Annotated in this window: 14 protein-coding genes and 1 pseudogene; 11 read left to right on the top strand and 4 right to left on the bottom strand. The window is 32.9% G+C overall.

Annotated features, from left to right (window positions below; genetic code table 11):
* The 4 genes and pseudogenes from ACOYLP_RS01560 to ACOYLP_RS01545 form a co-directional block, all read left to right on the top strand.
* Positions 1-269: pseudogene (locus ACOYLP_RS01560) on the top strand (DNA topoisomerase IV subunit B); the annotation flags it as partial.
* Between the two features lie 89 nt (positions 270-358).
* Positions 359-1,294 (top strand): malate dehydrogenase, encoded by a 936-nt coding sequence (locus ACOYLP_RS01555; RefSeq protein WP_422854415.1) that lies wholly within the window; start codon positions 359-361, stop codon positions 1,292-1,294.
* Between the two features lie 216 nt (positions 1,295-1,510).
* Positions 1,511-4,480 carry a protein translocase subunit SecDF gene (gene secDF, locus ACOYLP_RS01550; protein WP_422854414.1) on the top strand — a complete coding sequence of 990 codons (2,970 nt, stop codon included), beginning with the start codon at positions 1,511-1,513 and terminating at the stop codon, positions 4,478-4,480.
* 104 nt (positions 4,481-4,584) lie between these two features.
* Positions 4,585-4,968 carry a hypothetical protein gene (locus ACOYLP_RS01545; RefSeq protein WP_422854413.1) on the top strand — a complete coding sequence of 128 codons (384 nt, stop codon included), beginning with the start codon at positions 4,585-4,587 and terminating at the stop codon, positions 4,966-4,968.
* On the opposite strand, the gene ACOYLP_RS01540 is transcribed toward ACOYLP_RS01545, so the two are convergent.
* The 4 genes from ACOYLP_RS01540 to ACOYLP_RS01525 form a co-directional block, all read right to left on the bottom strand.
* Positions 4,969-5,355 carry a DUF4258 domain-containing protein gene (locus ACOYLP_RS01540; protein ID WP_422854412.1) on the bottom strand — a complete coding sequence of 129 codons (387 nt, stop codon included), beginning with the start codon at positions 5,353-5,355 and terminating at the stop codon, positions 4,969-4,971. It lies immediately after the preceding gene.
* A 95-nt stretch (positions 5,356-5,450) separates the two neighbouring features.
* Positions 5,451-6,644: an alanine dehydrogenase gene (locus tag ACOYLP_RS01535; RefSeq protein WP_422854411.1), complete on the bottom strand. Its 1,194-nt coding sequence runs from the start codon at positions 6,642-6,644 to the stop codon at positions 5,451-5,453.
* A gap of 45 nt (positions 6,645-6,689) precedes the next feature.
* The gene (tsaE, locus tag ACOYLP_RS01530; protein ID WP_422854410.1) at positions 6,690-7,097 is read right to left on the bottom strand and encodes a tRNA (adenosine(37)-N6)-threonylcarbamoyltransferase complex ATPase subunit type 1 TsaE; all 408 of its coding nucleotides are present in this window, start codon (positions 7,095-7,097) and stop codon (positions 6,690-6,692) included.
* Between the two features lie 9 nt (positions 7,098-7,106).
* Positions 7,107-8,690, bottom strand: coding sequence for a response regulator (locus ACOYLP_RS01525; protein WP_422854416.1), 1,584 nt, complete (start codon positions 8,688-8,690; stop codon positions 7,107-7,109).
* A 123-nt stretch (positions 8,691-8,813) separates the two neighbouring features.
* On the opposite strand from ACOYLP_RS01525, the gene ACOYLP_RS01520 reads away from it, so the two are divergent.
* The 7 genes from ACOYLP_RS01520 (at position 8,814) to ACOYLP_RS01490 (ending at position 17,799) form a co-directional block, all read left to right on the top strand.
* Entirely contained in the window at positions 8,814-9,008 is a 195-nt protein-coding gene (locus tag ACOYLP_RS01520) for a hypothetical protein (protein WP_422854409.1), read from the top strand.
* Positions 9,009-9,146: 138 nt separating this feature from the next.
* Positions 9,147-11,186 carry a M13 family metallopeptidase gene (locus tag ACOYLP_RS01515; RefSeq protein ID WP_422854408.1) on the top strand — a complete coding sequence of 680 codons (2,040 nt, stop codon included), beginning with the start codon at positions 9,147-9,149 and terminating at the stop codon, positions 11,184-11,186.
* A gap of 347 nt (positions 11,187-11,533) precedes the next feature.
* Positions 11,534-13,612 (top strand): beta strand repeat-containing protein, encoded by a 2,079-nt coding sequence (locus ACOYLP_RS01510; protein ID WP_422854407.1) that lies wholly within the window; start codon positions 11,534-11,536, stop codon positions 13,610-13,612.
* Position 13,613: 1 nt separating this feature from the next.
* Complete coding sequence (locus ACOYLP_RS01505) at positions 13,614-14,120, top strand: hypothetical protein (RefSeq protein ID WP_422854406.1); 507 nt, start codon at positions 13,614-13,616, stop codon at positions 14,118-14,120.
* Positions 14,026-15,588 carry a 3-coathanger stack domain-containing protein gene (locus tag ACOYLP_RS01500; RefSeq protein ID WP_422854405.1) on the top strand — a complete coding sequence of 521 codons (1,563 nt, stop codon included), beginning with the start codon at positions 14,026-14,028 and terminating at the stop codon, positions 15,586-15,588. Before ACOYLP_RS01505 ends, ACOYLP_RS01500 begins: the two co-directional genes overlap by 95 nt.
* A gap of 145 nt (positions 15,589-15,733) precedes the next feature.
* The gene (locus ACOYLP_RS01495; protein ID WP_422854404.1) at positions 15,734-16,735 is read left to right on the top strand and encodes a serine hydrolase; all 1,002 of its coding nucleotides are present in this window, start codon (positions 15,734-15,736) and stop codon (positions 16,733-16,735) included.
* 149 nt (positions 16,736-16,884) lie between these two features.
* Positions 16,885-17,799: a dimethylarginine dimethylaminohydrolase family protein gene (locus ACOYLP_RS01490; RefSeq protein ID WP_422854403.1), complete on the top strand. Its 915-nt coding sequence runs from the start codon at positions 16,885-16,887 to the stop codon at positions 17,797-17,799.
* Positions 17,800-17,838: the final 39 nt, after the last annotated feature.

The raw sequence follows: 17,838 nt of genomic DNA, 5'->3' as shown, positions 1-17,838 counted from the left end.
AATACGCTTGGAATGATGATCAACGAGATATTGCTAACGAAAAGATGGGTGGAAGCGCTGCTATTCAACGTTATAAAGGTCTTGGGGAGATGAACGCAGAACAATTGTGGGAAACAACTATGGATCCAAATTTCAGAACATTACGTCAAGTAACTATTGACAGTTTAGCAGAAGCAGATAGAGTGTTCTCTATGTTGATGGGCGATGAAGTTCCACCTCGAAGAGAATTCATCGAGAAGAATGCAGTTTATGCTAAGATTGACGCTTAAAAAGTTGATTTGTGGATTTGGTTATTCGGTTATTCGAATTTCCTTTACACAAATAACCAAATTAACAAATAACCAAATTAACATATAAAATGAAAGTTACGATTGTAGGAGCAGGAAACGTTGGAGCTTCTTGTGCAGATGTTATTTCTTATAGAGGAATAGCAAGTGAAGTGGTAATCTTAGATATCAAAGAAGGTTTTGCCGAAGGTAAAGCAATGGATTTGATGCAATGTGCAACAAATACAGGATTTAATACCCAAATTACTGGAGTTACAAATGATTATTCTAAAACAGCTAATAGTGAAGTAGTAGTAATCACTTCAGGAATACCTAGAAAACCAGGAATGACTAGAGAAGAATTAATAGGTATCAATGCTGGAATTGTAAAGTCAGTTGCAGAAAACTTATTGAAACATTCTCCAAAAGCTATATTTGTAATTGTCTCTAATCCTATGGATACTATGACTTATTTAGCATTCAAATCATTAGGTTTGCCAAAAAATAAAATCATAGGAATGGGTGGTGCTTTAGATAGTTCACGTTTTAGATATTATTTATCAAAAGAAATGGAAATACCTTCTAATGATGTTTCAGCTATGGTAATTGGAGGTCACGGAGATACAACTATGATTCCACTAACACGTTTGGCTTCCTATAATGGAATTCCAGTTTCGGAGTTTTTATCTCAAGAAAAATTGGACAAAGTAGCAGCCGACACTATGGTTGGTGGTGCTACTTTAACAGGGCTTTTAGGTACTTCGGCTTGGTATGCACCAGGTGCATCTGTGGCTTATTTGGTTGATAGTATATTGAACAACCAAAAGAAAATGATAGCTTGTTCGGTATTCTTAGAAGGTGAATACGGACAAAACGATATTTGTATTGGAGTGCCTTGTATTATAGGTAAAAATGGTGTAGAAAAAATTGTTGATATCACATTAAATGCTGATGAAAAAGCAAAATTTGCTAAGAGTGCAGATGCAGTTAGAGCAATGAATGGTGACTTAAAATCAATATTAGGATAATAATTTATTATAATTATTAATAAAAGGCTGCATAATAGCAGTCTTTTTTTTGATATTAATCAGTAAAATATTGGTTAATCTTATCTATAATTATATATTTGCACGTTTAAAAAAAAGTTAGATTATTGTAAATCCAGGACTTTAGCTTCTAATGTTTTGAATTTCAGTATATTTTCATGAAAAAAACAACAAAAAATTAATTAATTTTTAGTAATAATGCAGAATAAAGGACTAGTTAAATTTTTCGCAATACTATTTGCATTGGTAAGTATCTATTCACTTTCGTTCACTTTTGTGGCCAATAAAGTAAAAGAGGATGCCAAAAACTTCGCAGGAGGAAACCCAGTTAAAGAAGTTAAATATCTTGACTCTATTGGAAAAGAAAAAGTCTTCCTTGACTTTTTCACATACAATGAAGTAAAAGACAAACAAATCAATAAAGGTCTTGACCTTGAAGGAGGAATAAACGTAATTCTTCAAATATCTGTAAAAGATGTTTTGAAACAATTATCAAACAATTCTAAAAACCCGGTTTTCAACAAATCATTAGAAGATGGTAAAAGAGATCAGGTAGGAAATCAATCGTATCTTGATGCATTTTTTGTGGCTTTTGATAAAAACTCAAATGGGACAGTAAAATTGGCTTCTCCTGATATTTTTGCTAACAGAAATCTTCAAGGGCAAATCGATTTCAATATGACCGATGATCAAGTGAAAAAAGTTTTGGTTAAAAAACTTGACGAGTCAGTTGAATCTGCTTTTGGTGTATTGAGAAGTCGTATTGATAAATTTGGTGTAACACAACCAAACATTGTTAAACTTGGACAAACAGGAAGAATACTTATTGAATTACCAGGTGCAAAAGATGTTGACCGTATCAAAAAATTAGTTTCTAGCAAAGCAGAATTAGAGTTTTGGGAAACATACAAAGCAGAAGAAATGATGGGCTTTTTGCAACAAGCAAACGAAGCTTTGAAAGCTACTGTTAAAAAAGACGAGAAAGTGACTGCTGCTAAACCGTCAGATACACTGACCAAATTATTGACAGATGATAAAGTAAAAGATTCAGCTGCGTCTAAAAAAGGAAATAATCCGTTATTTGATAAATTCATTTCTCAAGGTGGCGGTGCTGTTTTAGTTGTTGCTTCACCAAAAGATACAGCAACGATTAACTCTTATTTGAGAAGACCTGAAATTCGTAATTTATTACCAGCAGACAAACGATATGCAAAATTCGCCTGGGGTAAACCGGATGTTAATGTTGACGAGAAAACCAAAAAAGAAACGGAATCAGTCGGTTTATATGCTCTAAAAGGTAATAGAGATAATATAGCTCCAATGAGTGGTGGTGTCATTGTTGACGCTAGAGATACGTTTGACCAAATGGGTAAACCAGCGGTTTCTATGCAAATGAATGGGGCAGGAGCAAGAGTTTGGGAAGAATTAACTGGAAGAGCTTTTACACAAAAAAGCTGTATAGCAATTGCTTTAGATAACGTTGTGTATTCTGCTCCTGGAGTTACTTCTGGACCAATTTCAGGTGGAAGATCAGAAATCACAGGAAGCTTTGAAGTTGCAGAAACTAAAGATTTAGCTAACGTTTTAAGAGCTGGTAAATTACCTGCTGCAGCCGAAATTATTCAGTCAGAAGTGGTTGGGCCATCTTTAGGAGCCATCGCAATTAATGCGGGTTTAATTTCTTCTATCGTTGGATTCCTTATGGTATGTTTATGGATGGTGTTCTATTATGGAAGAGCAGGTTGGTATGCTAATGCTGCTTTGATATTGAACTTACTTTTCTTGTTTGGTATTATGGCAAGTTTTGGTTTCGTATTAACATTACCTGGAATTGCTGGTATCGTTTTAACATTAGGAACAGCTGTTGATGCAAACATCATCATCTATGAAAGAGCAAAAGAAGAACTACGCGACGGAAAAACATTAGGTGATGCTGTCATTACTTCTTATGGTTGGAAAGGAGCTATGCGTTCTATCATTGATGCAAACGTAACACACGTATTGACAGGAACAATCTTATACGTTTTCGGAACAGGATTGGTTCAAGGATTTGCCTTAACACTTTTAATTGGTATAGTAACATCATTGTTTACTTCAATCTTTATAGCAAGAATCTTTATTGATAGAGATATTACACTTAATAAAAAATTAACTTTCTCTACCAACATTACTAAAAATTGGTTTACAGGTTTCCATTTTGATTTTATAGGAATTAAAAAATGGACGTACTTGTTTTCATCTGCAGTAGTTGTTGCCAGCTTGACTTCTATTTTCTTCATTAATGGTTTGGATCAGGGTGTTGATTTTGTTGGAGGAAGAACCTTTCAAGTGAGATTTGAAAAACCAGTTGAACCAACTCAAGTTTCTGAAGAATTATCAAAAGCTTTTGGAACTACTGTTGAAGCTAAAGTATTTGGTAGTGATGATCAATTAAAACTTACGACTAAATACAAAATACAAGAAGAAGGAGTTGAGGTTGATAAAGAAGTAAACGAAAAGTTATTCGCCAGTTTGAAAAAGTATTATGGTGCTAATCAAACCTATGAGAAATTCATAAACTCTTATGATGGCAAAAAATTCGGAGTATTGCAATCTTCTAAAGTTGGAGCAGCGATTTCTGCGGATATTAAAACAAACTCATTCTGGGCTGTTATCGGTGCCATGTTGGTTGTTGGTTTATACCTTGTAATTTCGTTCCGTAAATGGCAATATTCACTCGGAGCTTTAGCCGCTGTTTTCCATGATGTTGTTTTTGTATTGGGTATTTACTCTTTATTATACAAATACATGCCTTTCCACATGGAAATGGATCAACACTTTATTGCAGCGATACTAACCGTTATTGGATACTCAATGAACGATACCGTAATTGTATTTGACAGAATTAGAGAGTTCCTTGCCGGAGACAGAAAAGGTCACTTTAAAGATGTAGTAAACGCGTCTATTAATACAACACTTTCAAGAACATTGAACACGTCATTAACCATGATTATGGTATTGTTAATCATGTTCATCTTTGGTGGTGATTCTATACGAGGATTTATCTTCGCGATGTTAGTAGGTATTATTGTTGGAACGTATTCTTCGTTATTTATTGCAACACCGGTATTGGTTGATACAATGAGTAAAGAAGCCATTGAAGATATTGAAAAAAGACACGGTAACTAGTTTGCCAAGTTTATAAAATAAAAAAGGGTTGTCAGTTTTGACAACCCTTTTTTGTTAGCTTTGTTTGAGATAATTGATGAAATTGATATAAATATTTTTTAGTGATGAAAAGTAAAATTTTAAATCTTTTATTATTACTAACCTCGCTTTTAGGTTTTTTGGAGTGGGGAAAAAATAATCAGTTATTTCTTTTTCAAGCTGAAGCTGAAATTGTTTTAAAGTTGATTTACAATCCTGGTTCGGTATTTCATCCTTTTGTGGTACTTCCTTTGTTTGGACAATTACTATTATTAATAACGTTATTTCAGTCAACTCCTAAAAAGATATTGACTTTTATCAGTATTGGAGCCTTGACCTTGTTATTAGGTTTTATGTTTCTGATTGGAGTTATGAGTTTGAATCTTAAAATTATATGCTCTACTATTCCTTTTTTGGTGACGGCTGTTTTGACAATTAGACACTACAATAATAAAAAAAAGCCAAACTAACTAGTTTGGCTTATTATTTTTAATAATGTTTCGCAACACGGCCTTATCAGGATAATTAAGGACTTCTAAGGTAATATCTTTGTTTTCTTTAGTTTTTCCGTAAATGATGTATAATTTGCCGCCTTCTTCCTTGATATTGCTTTTGTCAAAATCCACATCGCCATGGGTTAAAACGTTTTTGATATCAATTGTATCAACCCAATCTTCTGAAAGTCTACGCGAAGCTTCAATATCGTACAAAAAAGGCTTGTTTCTGAGGTCGTTTAAAACTCTCGCATTGGGGAAATAATTGCAACGGGTATCTTTTCCGCTAAGTACCATCGCCACAAAAAAACATCCAATAACCAAACCCACTAAATAGTAGGCAAAACGTTGGTAAAACTTCATACTGATTAATTTTGTGCAAAAGTAATCAAATGTTTATTATGCGCATTGGTTATGTGCTAAAGTTTAAACCGTTGTCATTTCCGCGAAGGCGGAAATTAGAAAACAATCAAATTAATATCATTATCAGGAAGATTAAACCAGTCGCCTATGGCTTTGTTGGTTAAAATACCATGATATAAATAGACACCGTTTTTCAATCCTTTATTACAGCGAATAGCACTTTCTAAACCGCCATCTTCGGCAATTTGAAGTAAGTAAGGCGTAATGATATTACTAATAGAAAGCGAAGCCGTTTTAGAATATCGCGAGGGAATATTCGGCACGCAATAGTGAATTACATTATTTTTAATAAAGGTTGGCGATTCGTGTGTAGTAACTTCCGAAGTTTCGAAACATCCGCCGGTATCAATACTAACATCTACAATCACAGCGCCTTTTTTCATGTGCTCTACCATCGTTTCAGTTACGACAACCGGACAACGGTCTTTACCACGCATGGCTCCAATAGCAACATCACATCTTCGCAACGCTTTTAATAATGATTTGGGCTGTATGGTTGAAGTAAATATTCTTTGATTTAAATTATTCTGCAAACGACGTAATTTAGTAATCGAATTGTCAAATACTTTTACGTTGGCTCCCAAACCTAGCGCTGTTTTGGCGGCAAATTCACCCACAGTTCCTGCTCCTAAAATTACCACATCAGTGGGAGGAACACCAGTAATATTACCAAGTAATAATCCTTTTCCGAATTCATTGTTTATCATGAGTTCAGCTGCAATTAAAACCGAGGCGATCCCTGCAATTTCACTCAAGGATTTCACAGCAGGATAGGAGCCATCTTCGTCTTTGATGTATTCAAAAGCAAGTGCTGTAATTTTTTTCTTGGATAAAGCTTCAAAGTATTCTTTTTTTCGGGTTTTTAACTGAATAGCAGAAATAACAATAGCATTCATGTTTACTATTGCAATTTCTTCCATGGTCAAAGGTTCAACCTTCAGAATCATTGGGCAACTCAACACTTTTTTAATGTCGTTAGTAATAGTTGCTCCGGCATCGCTAAATTCTTTATCTGTATAGCTGGAACTCAAGCCAGCACCAGATTCAATAATTACTTTATGGCCATGAGAAGTAAGTGAATTGACAGCATCAGGCGTCAAACAAATACGTCTTTCCTGATAAGAAGTTTCTTTTGGAATTCCGATAAAGAGTTCGCTTTTGTGACGATATACTTCTAATTTTTCCTCTTGAGGTAAAAGCTGTTGCTTAGTGAAAGGGGTAATAGCCATACTGCACAATTGTAATTTTGTACCAAATTACAAAAAAATATTCAACTATGTCAATCTCAGGCTTCTTTTGCCATCAACAGATTGAGACAAAATAATGGTTGAAAAATCATCAGGAAGTAAATTCGGAATTTTTTCTGCCCACTCAATAAAGCACCAGTTTCCGGAATATAAATAGTCTTCAATACCCATATCCAAAGCTTCTATTTCCGACTTTAAGCGGTACATATCGAAGTGATATACCTTTTGATTATCTTCGGCTTGGTATTCATTTACTAATGAAAATGTTGGGCTGCTGGTGGCATCGGTCACGCCTAATTCTTTTGCCAAAGCTTTGATTAATGTTGTTTTACCAACACCCATATTGCCATGAAAAAGAATTACTTTATGAGGCTTTTCAAGTATTATTTTTTTTGCTACTTGTCGTATTTCATCTAATGAAAATATGATTTCCATTTTCTACATTTACTTAGGATTAAAAACTAAAAAAGGAACAATCATTTCTTCCAATGAAATTCCTCCGTGCTGATAGGTATTTCGGTAATAACTAACATAATGATTATAATTGTTTACGTATGCCAAAAACAAATCATTCTTCGCAAAAATATAAGAACTGCTCATGTTGATAGCTGGTAACCCTATTATCTTTGGGTCTTTCACTGCATAAACGTCTTTATCTTCATAGGTGAGACTTCTTCCTGTTTTGTATCTTAAATTCAAACTAGTGTTTTTGTCGCCAATAACTTTAGAAGGATGTTTAACGTTTATAGTTCCATGATCTGTAGTGATTATCAATTTGAAACCTAATTTTTGTGCTTGTTGAATTATTTCTAATAAAGGTGAATTTTTAAACCAGCTCAGTGTTAAGGAACGATAGGCTTTATCATCTGAAGCCAACTCTTTTACAACATCCATTTCGGTTTTGGCATGCGAGAGCATATCAACAAAATTGTAAACTACAGTAACCAAATTGTTGTCTTTTAATCCTTTGAAGTTTTCAGCTAATTTTTTTCCGCTTGCTAAATTGGTAATCTTAAAATAATCCTGTTTGATATTTAATCCCAATCGTTTCAAATGTGCTGTTAAAAACTCTGCTTCATAAAGGTTTTTACCTCCTTCTTCCACATCATTTTTCCAATATTGTGGGAATTGTTTTTCCATTTCTAAAGGAGTTAAGCCTGAAAAAATGGAGTTTCTAGCATATTGTGTTGCGGTTGGTAAACTAGCGTAATACGGAACTTCTTTTTCCAGTTTATAATGATTCGCAACAACACTTTCCATTACTTTCCATTGGTCATAACGAAGGTTGTCGATTACAACAAAAAGTACGGGTTTATCTTTTTTGACCAATTCAGGAACCACTAATTCTCTGAACAAAGTATGTGACTGAATCGGTTTAGCTTCGCTACGTTCGGCTTTGCCTCGGGTATTCGCTTTTGGATCGAACCAATCTTCATAATTGCGCTCAATGAATTTTCCGAATTGCGCATTGGCTTCCACTTTTTGACTTTCGAGAATTTCAAACATGCTTTGGTCGTTGATGTTTTCTAATTCCAATTCCCAAAAAATTAGTTTTTTATAAAGTTCAACCCAATCTTCATGGTTATTTACCATTGCCATTTCCATAGCAATTTTTCGAAATTCTTTTTGATAGTCTAAGGTCGTTTTTTCAGAAATCAATCGGGAATGATCGAGATTTTTCTTCAAGCTCAATAAGATCTGATTTGGATTAACAGGTTTTATCAAATAGTCCGCAATTTTAGAACCAATAGCTTCTTCCATGATATATTCTTCCTCACTTTTGGTAATCATAATCATTGGAGTAGACGATTTTTTTTCTTTCATTTCTGATAGCGTCTCCAAACCACTCATTCCAGGCATATTTTCATCAAGGAATACAATGTCGAAGTTGCCCTCTTCAAATGCATCAACGGCATCCCGGCCATTATTGAAAGTAGTTACTTTATAGTTTTTCTTTTCAAGAAAAAGTATATGAGGTTTAAGTAAATCAATTTCATCATCAACCCAAAGTATTTTGATAGGATCCATATTCATAATATTGTTTTGTGCAAATTACTATAATTATAAAACGAAGTATTATTAAAATTATTATAAAATATTAATTACATTTGACATTATTGTTCGACAATTTAATAATTTAAATCTATACAAATGAAAAAAGTAATCTTATCAATGGCTGTTGTGGCGTTTTTATTTTCAATGAATGTAAATGCTCATGAAACACCAAAAGAGAAAAAGAAAAAAGCAAAAACTGAAAAAAACTGTTCTATGGAAGAAAAGAAATCTTGTAGTTCAGAGAAAAAAACATCTTGCTGCGCTTCTAAAAAAGTAGAAGAGAAAAAATAGTTTTTCCTTAATATTTAAAAAAGTGTCACGATTTTCGTGACACTTTTTTATTTAATTTCATTTTAATTAGCCATAATACTATAAATTTGGCAACTTTATTATTAAATAAAAACCAAAAATTTTGAAACCAATAAACCTATGCAATTAAAAAACAAACTTACCCTTAGCATGCTTTCGGCTTTATTCTTTCTAAGCTGTAGTAAAAAAGAAATTCAATATGAAGATCCTCTAATTACTAATCGAGACACAACTGTATATCCAGGAGATGATTTTTTTCATTATGCCAATGGTGGTTGGTTTGCAAAACACCCAATTCCAAGCACGGAAAGTAGTAACGGTATTTTTAGAACTATAGGTGATACTATTAACGCTCAAATTAAAGACATCTGCGAAAAATCAGCAGCAAATAAAACTGCACCAAAAGGGAGTAACGAACAAAAAATAGGTGATTTTTATGCTTCTGGAATGGATACTATATCTATTGAAAAAGTTGGGCTTAAATCATTATCAAGTGATTTATCGAAAATTGATGCAATAAAAGATGTCCCAACGTTAATGAATACTATAGGTTATCTCCATACGATAGGAGCTGGTCCGGCGTTTTCTTTTTATGTTGGACAAGATGATAAAATAAGTTCTAAAAATGCTTTGTTTTTTTCTCAAGGTGGATTGGGATTAGGTAATAGAGATTACTATTTTAATACTGATGCCGAAACAGTAAAGATTAGAACTGAATATATAAATCATTTGGAAGCAATGTTTAAATTAATGGGTGAAGATGCCACTAAAGCAAATAAGGCAGCGTCTACAATTATTAATTTGGAAACCGATTTGGCTAAAAATAGCAGAAAACTGGAAGCTCTTCGTGACCCAATAAAGAATTACAACAAAATGACTTTGGCTCAATTCAAATCGTCAACACCATCTATCGCATGGGAAAATGTTTTGCCAAAATTAGGCATCACAAAAGCCGATACCTTAATTGTTGGTCAACCTGAATTTTTCAAAGGATTGGATAAAATTGTTACCACATATAGTATAGAAGATTGGAAAACTTATTTGAAATGGGATTTGATTAACTCATATGCTTCTTTTTTGAATAGCGCAATCGAAAAGCAAAACTTTACATTCTATTCAACTATAATGAATGGCGTAAAAGATCAAAAACCGAGATGGAAAAGAATTGTGGAGCAAACAGATGGATCATTAGGTGAATTGATAGGGCAAGTTTACATAAAGGATTATTTACCTGAAGGTTCTAAGGAAAAACTATTAGAAATTGGAAATAACATTCGTGATGTTTATGCTGAACACATCAAAAAATTAGATTGGATGAGTGAGACTACCAAGAAAAAAGCACTTTTTAAATTAAGTAAAATTGTAATGAAGGTTGGGTATCCTGATAAATGGAAGGATATGAGTAGTGTTACTATAAATAGAAATGACTATTGCGCCAATGTTATGGCTGTGAATAAATGGGAATACAATTATATGATTAATAAATATGGCAAACCTGTAGATAGAACAGAATGGGGAATGTATCCACAAACATATAATGCTTATTACAATCCAAGCAACAATGAAATTTGTGTTCCTGCCTGTAATATTTTGGTTCCTGGATTTGAAGGTAGAATGCCTGATGATGCTATTTTGTATGGTATTATTGGCGGTTCTACATTTGGTCACGAAATTACACATGGTTTTGATGATCAGGGAAGTCAATACGATGACAAAGGGAATTTGAACGACTGGTGGACAGCAGAAGATAAAGCAAAATTTACTCAGAAAACAAAAGCAATTGTTGCTCAATTCAATAAGTTTGAACCGCTCAAAGGTAAGTTTGTTAACGGTGATGCGACACAAGGTGAAAACATTGCTGATTTAGGTGGTGTTGTTATGGGATACGAAGCTTTCAAAAAAACAGCACAATACAAGAATAAAGAAAAAATAAGTAATCTAACACCTGATCAAAGATACTTCTTAGCATATGGTTATGCCTGGATGGTAAATGCTAAAGATGAAGCTTTATCTAGACAAATAATTTCTGATGTACATTCACCGGCTCAATTCAGGATAAATGGACCATTAATGAATATTCCTGAATTCTATAAAGCATTTAATGTAAAACCTGGCAATAAAATGTACTTGCCGGAAAGCGAAAGAGTAGTCATTTGGTAATTTTTGAAAACCAACAACATCCCTATCAATTCGATAGGGATTTTTTTTGGACTTACTTTTCACCTCTTTATTTTTATTAATAGATTAAAAATGTAAGATAAATATAATATAAAATATTTAAAATATGCATTTCATCGATTAAATATGCTTTTAATGGATGTTTTTTAAATAAACTATTTACTTTTGATATAAGATTTACGATATCATATTCAAAATAATAACAATCAGGTGTTAAAATATTAATCTCACTATTATAAGATTAAAATTGGTTAATTATCAAGTTGTTGTTAAAAATGAAAAAATAGAATCACTTTTAATTGAATTATTAACGTATAAATTATTTAGTTATGAAAATAAAAATTACCCTTCTTTTTACAGTGTTAATTTTCGTTGGAACTATTTATAGAGTTAACGGACAAGTTGATAATACTTTTACAGGTGAAAATTCAGGTCTAGTTAATACTGGAAATTACAACACTGGATATGGCGTGAATGCTCTAAGAAACAATACTAGTAATAGCAATAGTGCTTTTGGGGTTGGAACATTAAGCAATACTACTGGAGGATTTAACTGTGCTTTTGGTAATCAGGCATTAGCTTTGAATGGAAATGGAAGGTTAAATTGTGCCTTTGGAACAAGTTCTTTATCTAATAATAAATCAGGTTCATCTAATATTGCTATAGGTCATAGATCTCAAGAAGCTAATATTAGCGGAAACAATAATACTGCGATTGGTTATGCAACATTATTAACTAATTTAGGAAGTTCCAATACAGTTTTGGGAAGTTATAGTCCAAGAAATTTACTAACAGGAGATTCTAATATTTTTATTGGAGCAGAGACTGCAATCAATTTATTGAATGGAAGCAACAATGTTTTTTTAGGGAATAGAATTACGGTTCCGAAATCTCCATCTACACCAATTTTAGCTGGAAACGATACGAGTAATTCAATAATTTTTGCGGATGGATTGGGGAATCAAAAAATCTTTATCCAAAAAAATGGAAATACAGGAATTGGTTTGGGTAACAATGTCATTCCGGTTAACAGATTAGATATAAAAGGCGGTGTTGCTATTGGTAATAATTTTACGCCAAACGGTGTTACTCCCGGAATTGTAGCTCCTACAAGTGGTTTAATAGTTGAAGGAAAGGTTGGTATAGGTACTTCTTCACCCAACAATAAAGTTGAAATAACTTCAGGAATAAATGGTAATTCCGGTCTGCGTTTTACAGATTTGACTAGTAATTTTACTCCAGCCACATCTATAGCATCTAATAGATTTTTAACTGTTAATCAAAATGGAGATGTTGTTTTAAATAAAATTGCCAATCCAATCGAAACGAATGTTTTAACATCAAACGCTAATTTGATGACTAGTAATGTAAATAGTATTTCTTCTTCATCAACAATTATTAATTCTATTTCTAATTCTGTAAATAGCAACAATCAATTGATAACTACTGTTAATGGCGTTGCTAGTGCTCCAGTAAATTTGCCAGAAACAGATGAGCAGTCATTATCATTAACAGGTAGCACTTTATCTATATCTAATGGAAATAGTGTTACGCTTCCAACATATAATTATACTCCTCAAATACTTACTCAATCAGAAAATACAATTACCCTTTCAAATGGAGGAGGTTCATTTACATTGCCAACATTTAATGATACTGATGCACAATCGTTAGCGTTAAATGGTAATACTTTATCTATATCTAATGGAAATAGTGTGACACTTCCAACCTATGTTGATACACCACAAACGCTTTCTCAAACAGGAAATACAGTTACGCTTTCTAATGGAGGTGGATCGTTTAATATACCTAATACAAGTGTAACAGCTGGAACCAATGTTACAGTGAGTGGCAGCGGGACTTCTGCCTCGCCTTATGTTATATCAGCAGGAGATGCAAGTCTTTATGCCAATAACGGAACCATAAATAGCGCAACCACAACAAATGGAAACAGAGTGGTTACTATGAACAATAGTAATATTTGGTTCCAATCAGCCGCTTCTGATACGAATAGCAAAATCTATATTGGTACATCAGCAACTTATCCAACAACTTCGGGAAATTATAAATTGTTTGTTGAAGGTGGAATTCTAACAGAAAAAGTGAAAGTAGCATTGAGAAGTACAGCCAATTGGGCGGATTATGTTTTTGAAAAAAATTATGACTTAATGCCTTTGAAAAATGTAGAGGAATATATTGCAATTCATAAGCATTTACCTGGAATTGATTCAGCAAGTGAGTTGGCCAAAAATGGACTAGACTTAGCGGAAATGCAGGCTAAACATATGGCTAAAATTGAAGAGATGATGCTTTACATTATTGATCAAAATAAAACCATTGAAAAGAACATCAAGGATATTGAAGAGTTAAAAAAACAAGTAAAGGTATTAACAGCTAACGAAGATTAATATGTATAAGATACTAAAAACAGTTATAGTTTGTGCTATTTGTTTTAATTCTTATAACATTTCAGCACAGCTCAATGAGTATTTGAGTTCTGAAGAAAAAAGAATTTCATCTGCTAACCAAATCGAATTAGAAATTCAGAAATTCATTGACAATAATTACAATAATTATGTGTTGTCAAAAGAAGTTACAGAAGATCTAATCACCCATCTTAGAAGTGAAGAAGAGTTTACGGATGCTGAATTGCAAAACGCAATTAAAAAAACAAAAGTTTACGAATTAAGAAAGCTATTCTTTTCCGAAAATCCGGATAAAAAAGACAGTTATTTCGCAAGACCTATGCCTCTTTCTGTGCAACAATTATGTGTGAATGGTGATTTTGAAAACGGGACTGCAGGTTATACCTTCTGGTCAGATGCACACCCGCAACCAGCTTCGGGCACTGCATTTTTTTTTATCGTGCGCCACGCCAACAGCTCCAACCGTTTTAAATGCTGTAACGCCGGCTAACAATGATTTAAACGCTGCAGTAACATTGATTGACAATACAAGTCCGGGTTATACTCAATATGATCCAACATTAGCAGGTTTAGGGGTAAACATTCCTACCTTATTTCCAAGTGGTGGAAACAAATGTATAAAGTTAAACAATGAACAAGGATTTGGTTCGTCAGACATCACAACGGTTTCTCGTTATTTTCCAAATATAAATCAAGAAACGATTGATTTTAATTTTTCGTTGATAATGGACAACAAGCCAGCTCATGGACAACCAATTCAACCCTTTTTTAGAGTTAGGGTATTAGACCAATTTAATAATGTTGTAGATGAAATATGTATTATAGCTAATCCTGATAATTGCTTATTTAATGTAATATATGTTAGTAACAACAGAAGAGTACTTTATACCGATTGGATTTGTGCTCGATTGAATGTTGGTGAAATTCTAAACCAACCCGGAACAATTGAATTTACGGTTAGTGACTGTCAGCCTTCGGCACATTTTGGAACAGTTTATATTGATAATATCTGCGGTTCAGTTTGCGCTACTCCTAGATTAGGTGCGCTGAATACAAATGCAACTAATATCAACTGTCCGGATACTATTGGCAATACACCTATTCAGGTTTGTGGAACTTATCAGACGCCATTGAATGCTACTTTAAGTTCAATATCATTAGATATTACTCAAAATGGTACAGTCATAGGAACAGTTAACGCACCAACACAACTCACAACTAATACATTTTGTTTTACTGTTTTACCGAGTATGTTTGGAGCAAGTCCAACTGGAAATTTCGAATTTCATATTGATGCCAATTTCAATGTAAATTGCCCCGCGGGGACATTTATTTACACTATATCTGATAACTCTGCTAATATTGGTCCCGATGTTACTTTTATAGATTGTTGTTTACCCATCTTAACATTAGCATCTCCCGCAGATGATGTTAATAATTTGGCTCCTTCAATAGTAAAGAAAAAGGAAAGATCGGATTGGATTAAGGCAGCAAATATTGTTTCTGTTGGAGATAATGCTTTATCAAATGGAGTAGTGTATCATGCCGCTAATTATGTTGAATTAAATCCGGGTTTTGAAGCCGTTTTAGGGGCACAATTTTCGGCATATCCCGAAGGTTGTTCTGCAAATTATACTTATAAAGTACAAGAGACTAATACTAATCCGAGAACTGGTGACACTTCAAATGGTGATGAGACAATCAACTTGATAAAAGTGTTAAAAGATTTTGCCATAGTGCCAAATCCGTCTAGCAGCACTATAGAGGTAATAATGAACGACTCTAAATTTAATAGAGTAACCATTTCAACTATCGATGGTAAAATTGTAAATGAGCGAAATATTGAAAAAACAGATAAAACTTTAATAGATGTGAGCAGTTATGCTAATGGTATATACATAATAAACGTAACTTCAGAAAACGGACAAGTATATACTAAAAAGCTAATTAAGAACTAATTGTACATTTATAGACAGATTGTTATATTATCTATAAAAGTAAAGTTTACTTTTTTAACAAATTATGCATCTAAATAATTGCAAAATCGCATATAGTTGTTCAAATTAATGACTAATATTGCATAATTATTAAAAAATTAAAAATATGCCTTTTTTAGAAAAAAAGTTTTCTTTGCTTTCTTTGTTAATTTTTTCTGCACTTGCCGTATTAGTTTTCTTTTCGATTACTAGTTGGATCAATTGTGATGAAAATACTTCAGAAACAGCAAATAGTGAATATTACTGTAAATATGATATAAAACGTTTGGATGGTTTAAAATATATAAAACCTATAATGTTTGTTGATGACGAATGTGAGTCAGAAAACATGCAGGATATTAAACAGCAAATTGTTGAAATTGTTGATAGATATAAGAATTTTGAAGGAGTTACTTCAGCTTCAGTTTATCTCAGACAGTTTTCCACCAATGATTGGATTTGTGTTAATGAAACTGATAAATTTGAGCCAGGTTCTCTTTTTAAAGTACCAGTTTTGATTAGTATTTTAAAAATGTGTGAAAAAGATCCGAGCTTTATCAATAAGCGCATTAGTTATGATAAGTCTATAAACGATGGTAAAAATGTAGCATATAAATCAAAGTCTATTCAATTAGGACAAAGTTATACGGTAAAAGAATTGTTGACTTATATGATAAAATATTCAGACAATAAAGCAACAATATTGTTAGAGTCTAATATGAAAACAGAAGTTATACAAAAACTTTTTACCGATATGGGTTTAGAAGTACCTAATATTTACGCAACACAATATTTTTTTACAACTTCTCAATATTCATTGTTTTTTAGAGCTATTTATAATGCATGTTATTTAACTATTGATGATTCGGAATTTGCGGCAAAGCTTTTGAGTGAATGCAATTTTAAAGAAGGTATGGTGAGTGGATTACCAAAAGGAACACCAATAATTCACAAATTCGGAGAATCGGGTAGTCAAGTAGAAATGCAGTTACATGAATCAGCCATTATTTATGCCTACAACAAACCTTTTTTATTAACTATAATGACCAAAGGCAAGGATAATAAAACATTATCAAAACTTCTTAAAGAAGTAACTAATAGGGTCTATACCGAAATGGCGAATAAATAAAACTAATTTACGCTTGATAGGTCTTCACCACAATTTAAAAATCAATATTTAATTTACACATCATATCAGAGCATGTTTAAATACTTATAAACAAAGCTTCTCATAATTGGGAAGCTTTGTTATATTTGTCCATTGCCAAAAGTTATTTTATGCTTCAATTAAATGTAAAAAACGAAACATCACGACTACAAGCTGTTGTGCTTGGTTCTGCTTTAAATAATGGTCCGTCGCCAACAAAAGACGAAGCCTACGACCCAAAATCTTTAGAACATATTTTAGCAGGAACGTATCCAGTTGAAGCCGATATGGTTAAAGAAATGGAAGCTTTCAATCAAGTTTTTAAAAAGTATAATGTGAAAGTTTTTCGTCCGCAAATGATTGAAAACTACAATCAGATTTTTACACGTGATATCGGTTTTGTAATAGATGATATTTTTATTAAAGCTAATATTCTTCCTGAAAGAGAACGCGAATTAGATGCTATACAATATATCATCGACCAAATAGATCCTACAAAAGTGGTCCGCCCGCCCGAAGAAGTTCATATAGAAGGTGGAGATGTTATGCTTTGGAATGATTATATTTTCATCGGAACTTATAAAGGTTCTGATTATAAAGATTACATCACGGCACGAACAAATATGCAAGGTGTGAACTATATAAAAGCCTTATTCCCGAATAAAATTGTCAAAGAATTTGACTTGGTAAAATCAAAATTAGAAGCCCGTGACAATGCTTTGCATCTCGACTGTTGCTTTCAACCTGTTGGAAAAACAAAAGGAATAATTTATAAAAGTGGTTTTCGTGAAGAAGCAGATTATGTTTTTTTAGTTAAACTATTTGGAAAAGAAAATCTGTTTCACATCACCCGTGACGAAATGTATCATATGAATTCCAACGTGTTTTCTATCGATGAAAACGTAGTGGTTTCAGAAAAAAACTTTACAAGATTAAACAATTGGCTTCGTGAAAACGGTTTTGTTGTTGAAGAAATACCCTATGCCGAAATAGCAAAGCAAGAAGGACTTTTGCGCTGCTCGACTTTACCATTAATTAGAGATTAAATCTGTTTGTGGTTTGTAGTTTATTGTTATTATGTATCA

This window comes from Flavobacterium sp. (genome assembly GCF_049318325.1).
In the GTDB taxonomy this organism is placed as follows: Bacteria; Bacteroidota; Bacteroidia; order Flavobacteriales; family Flavobacteriaceae; genus Flavobacterium.
The sequence above is the reverse complement of the archived record's forward strand: the minus strand, read 5'-3'. Positions and strand labels throughout refer to the sequence as shown.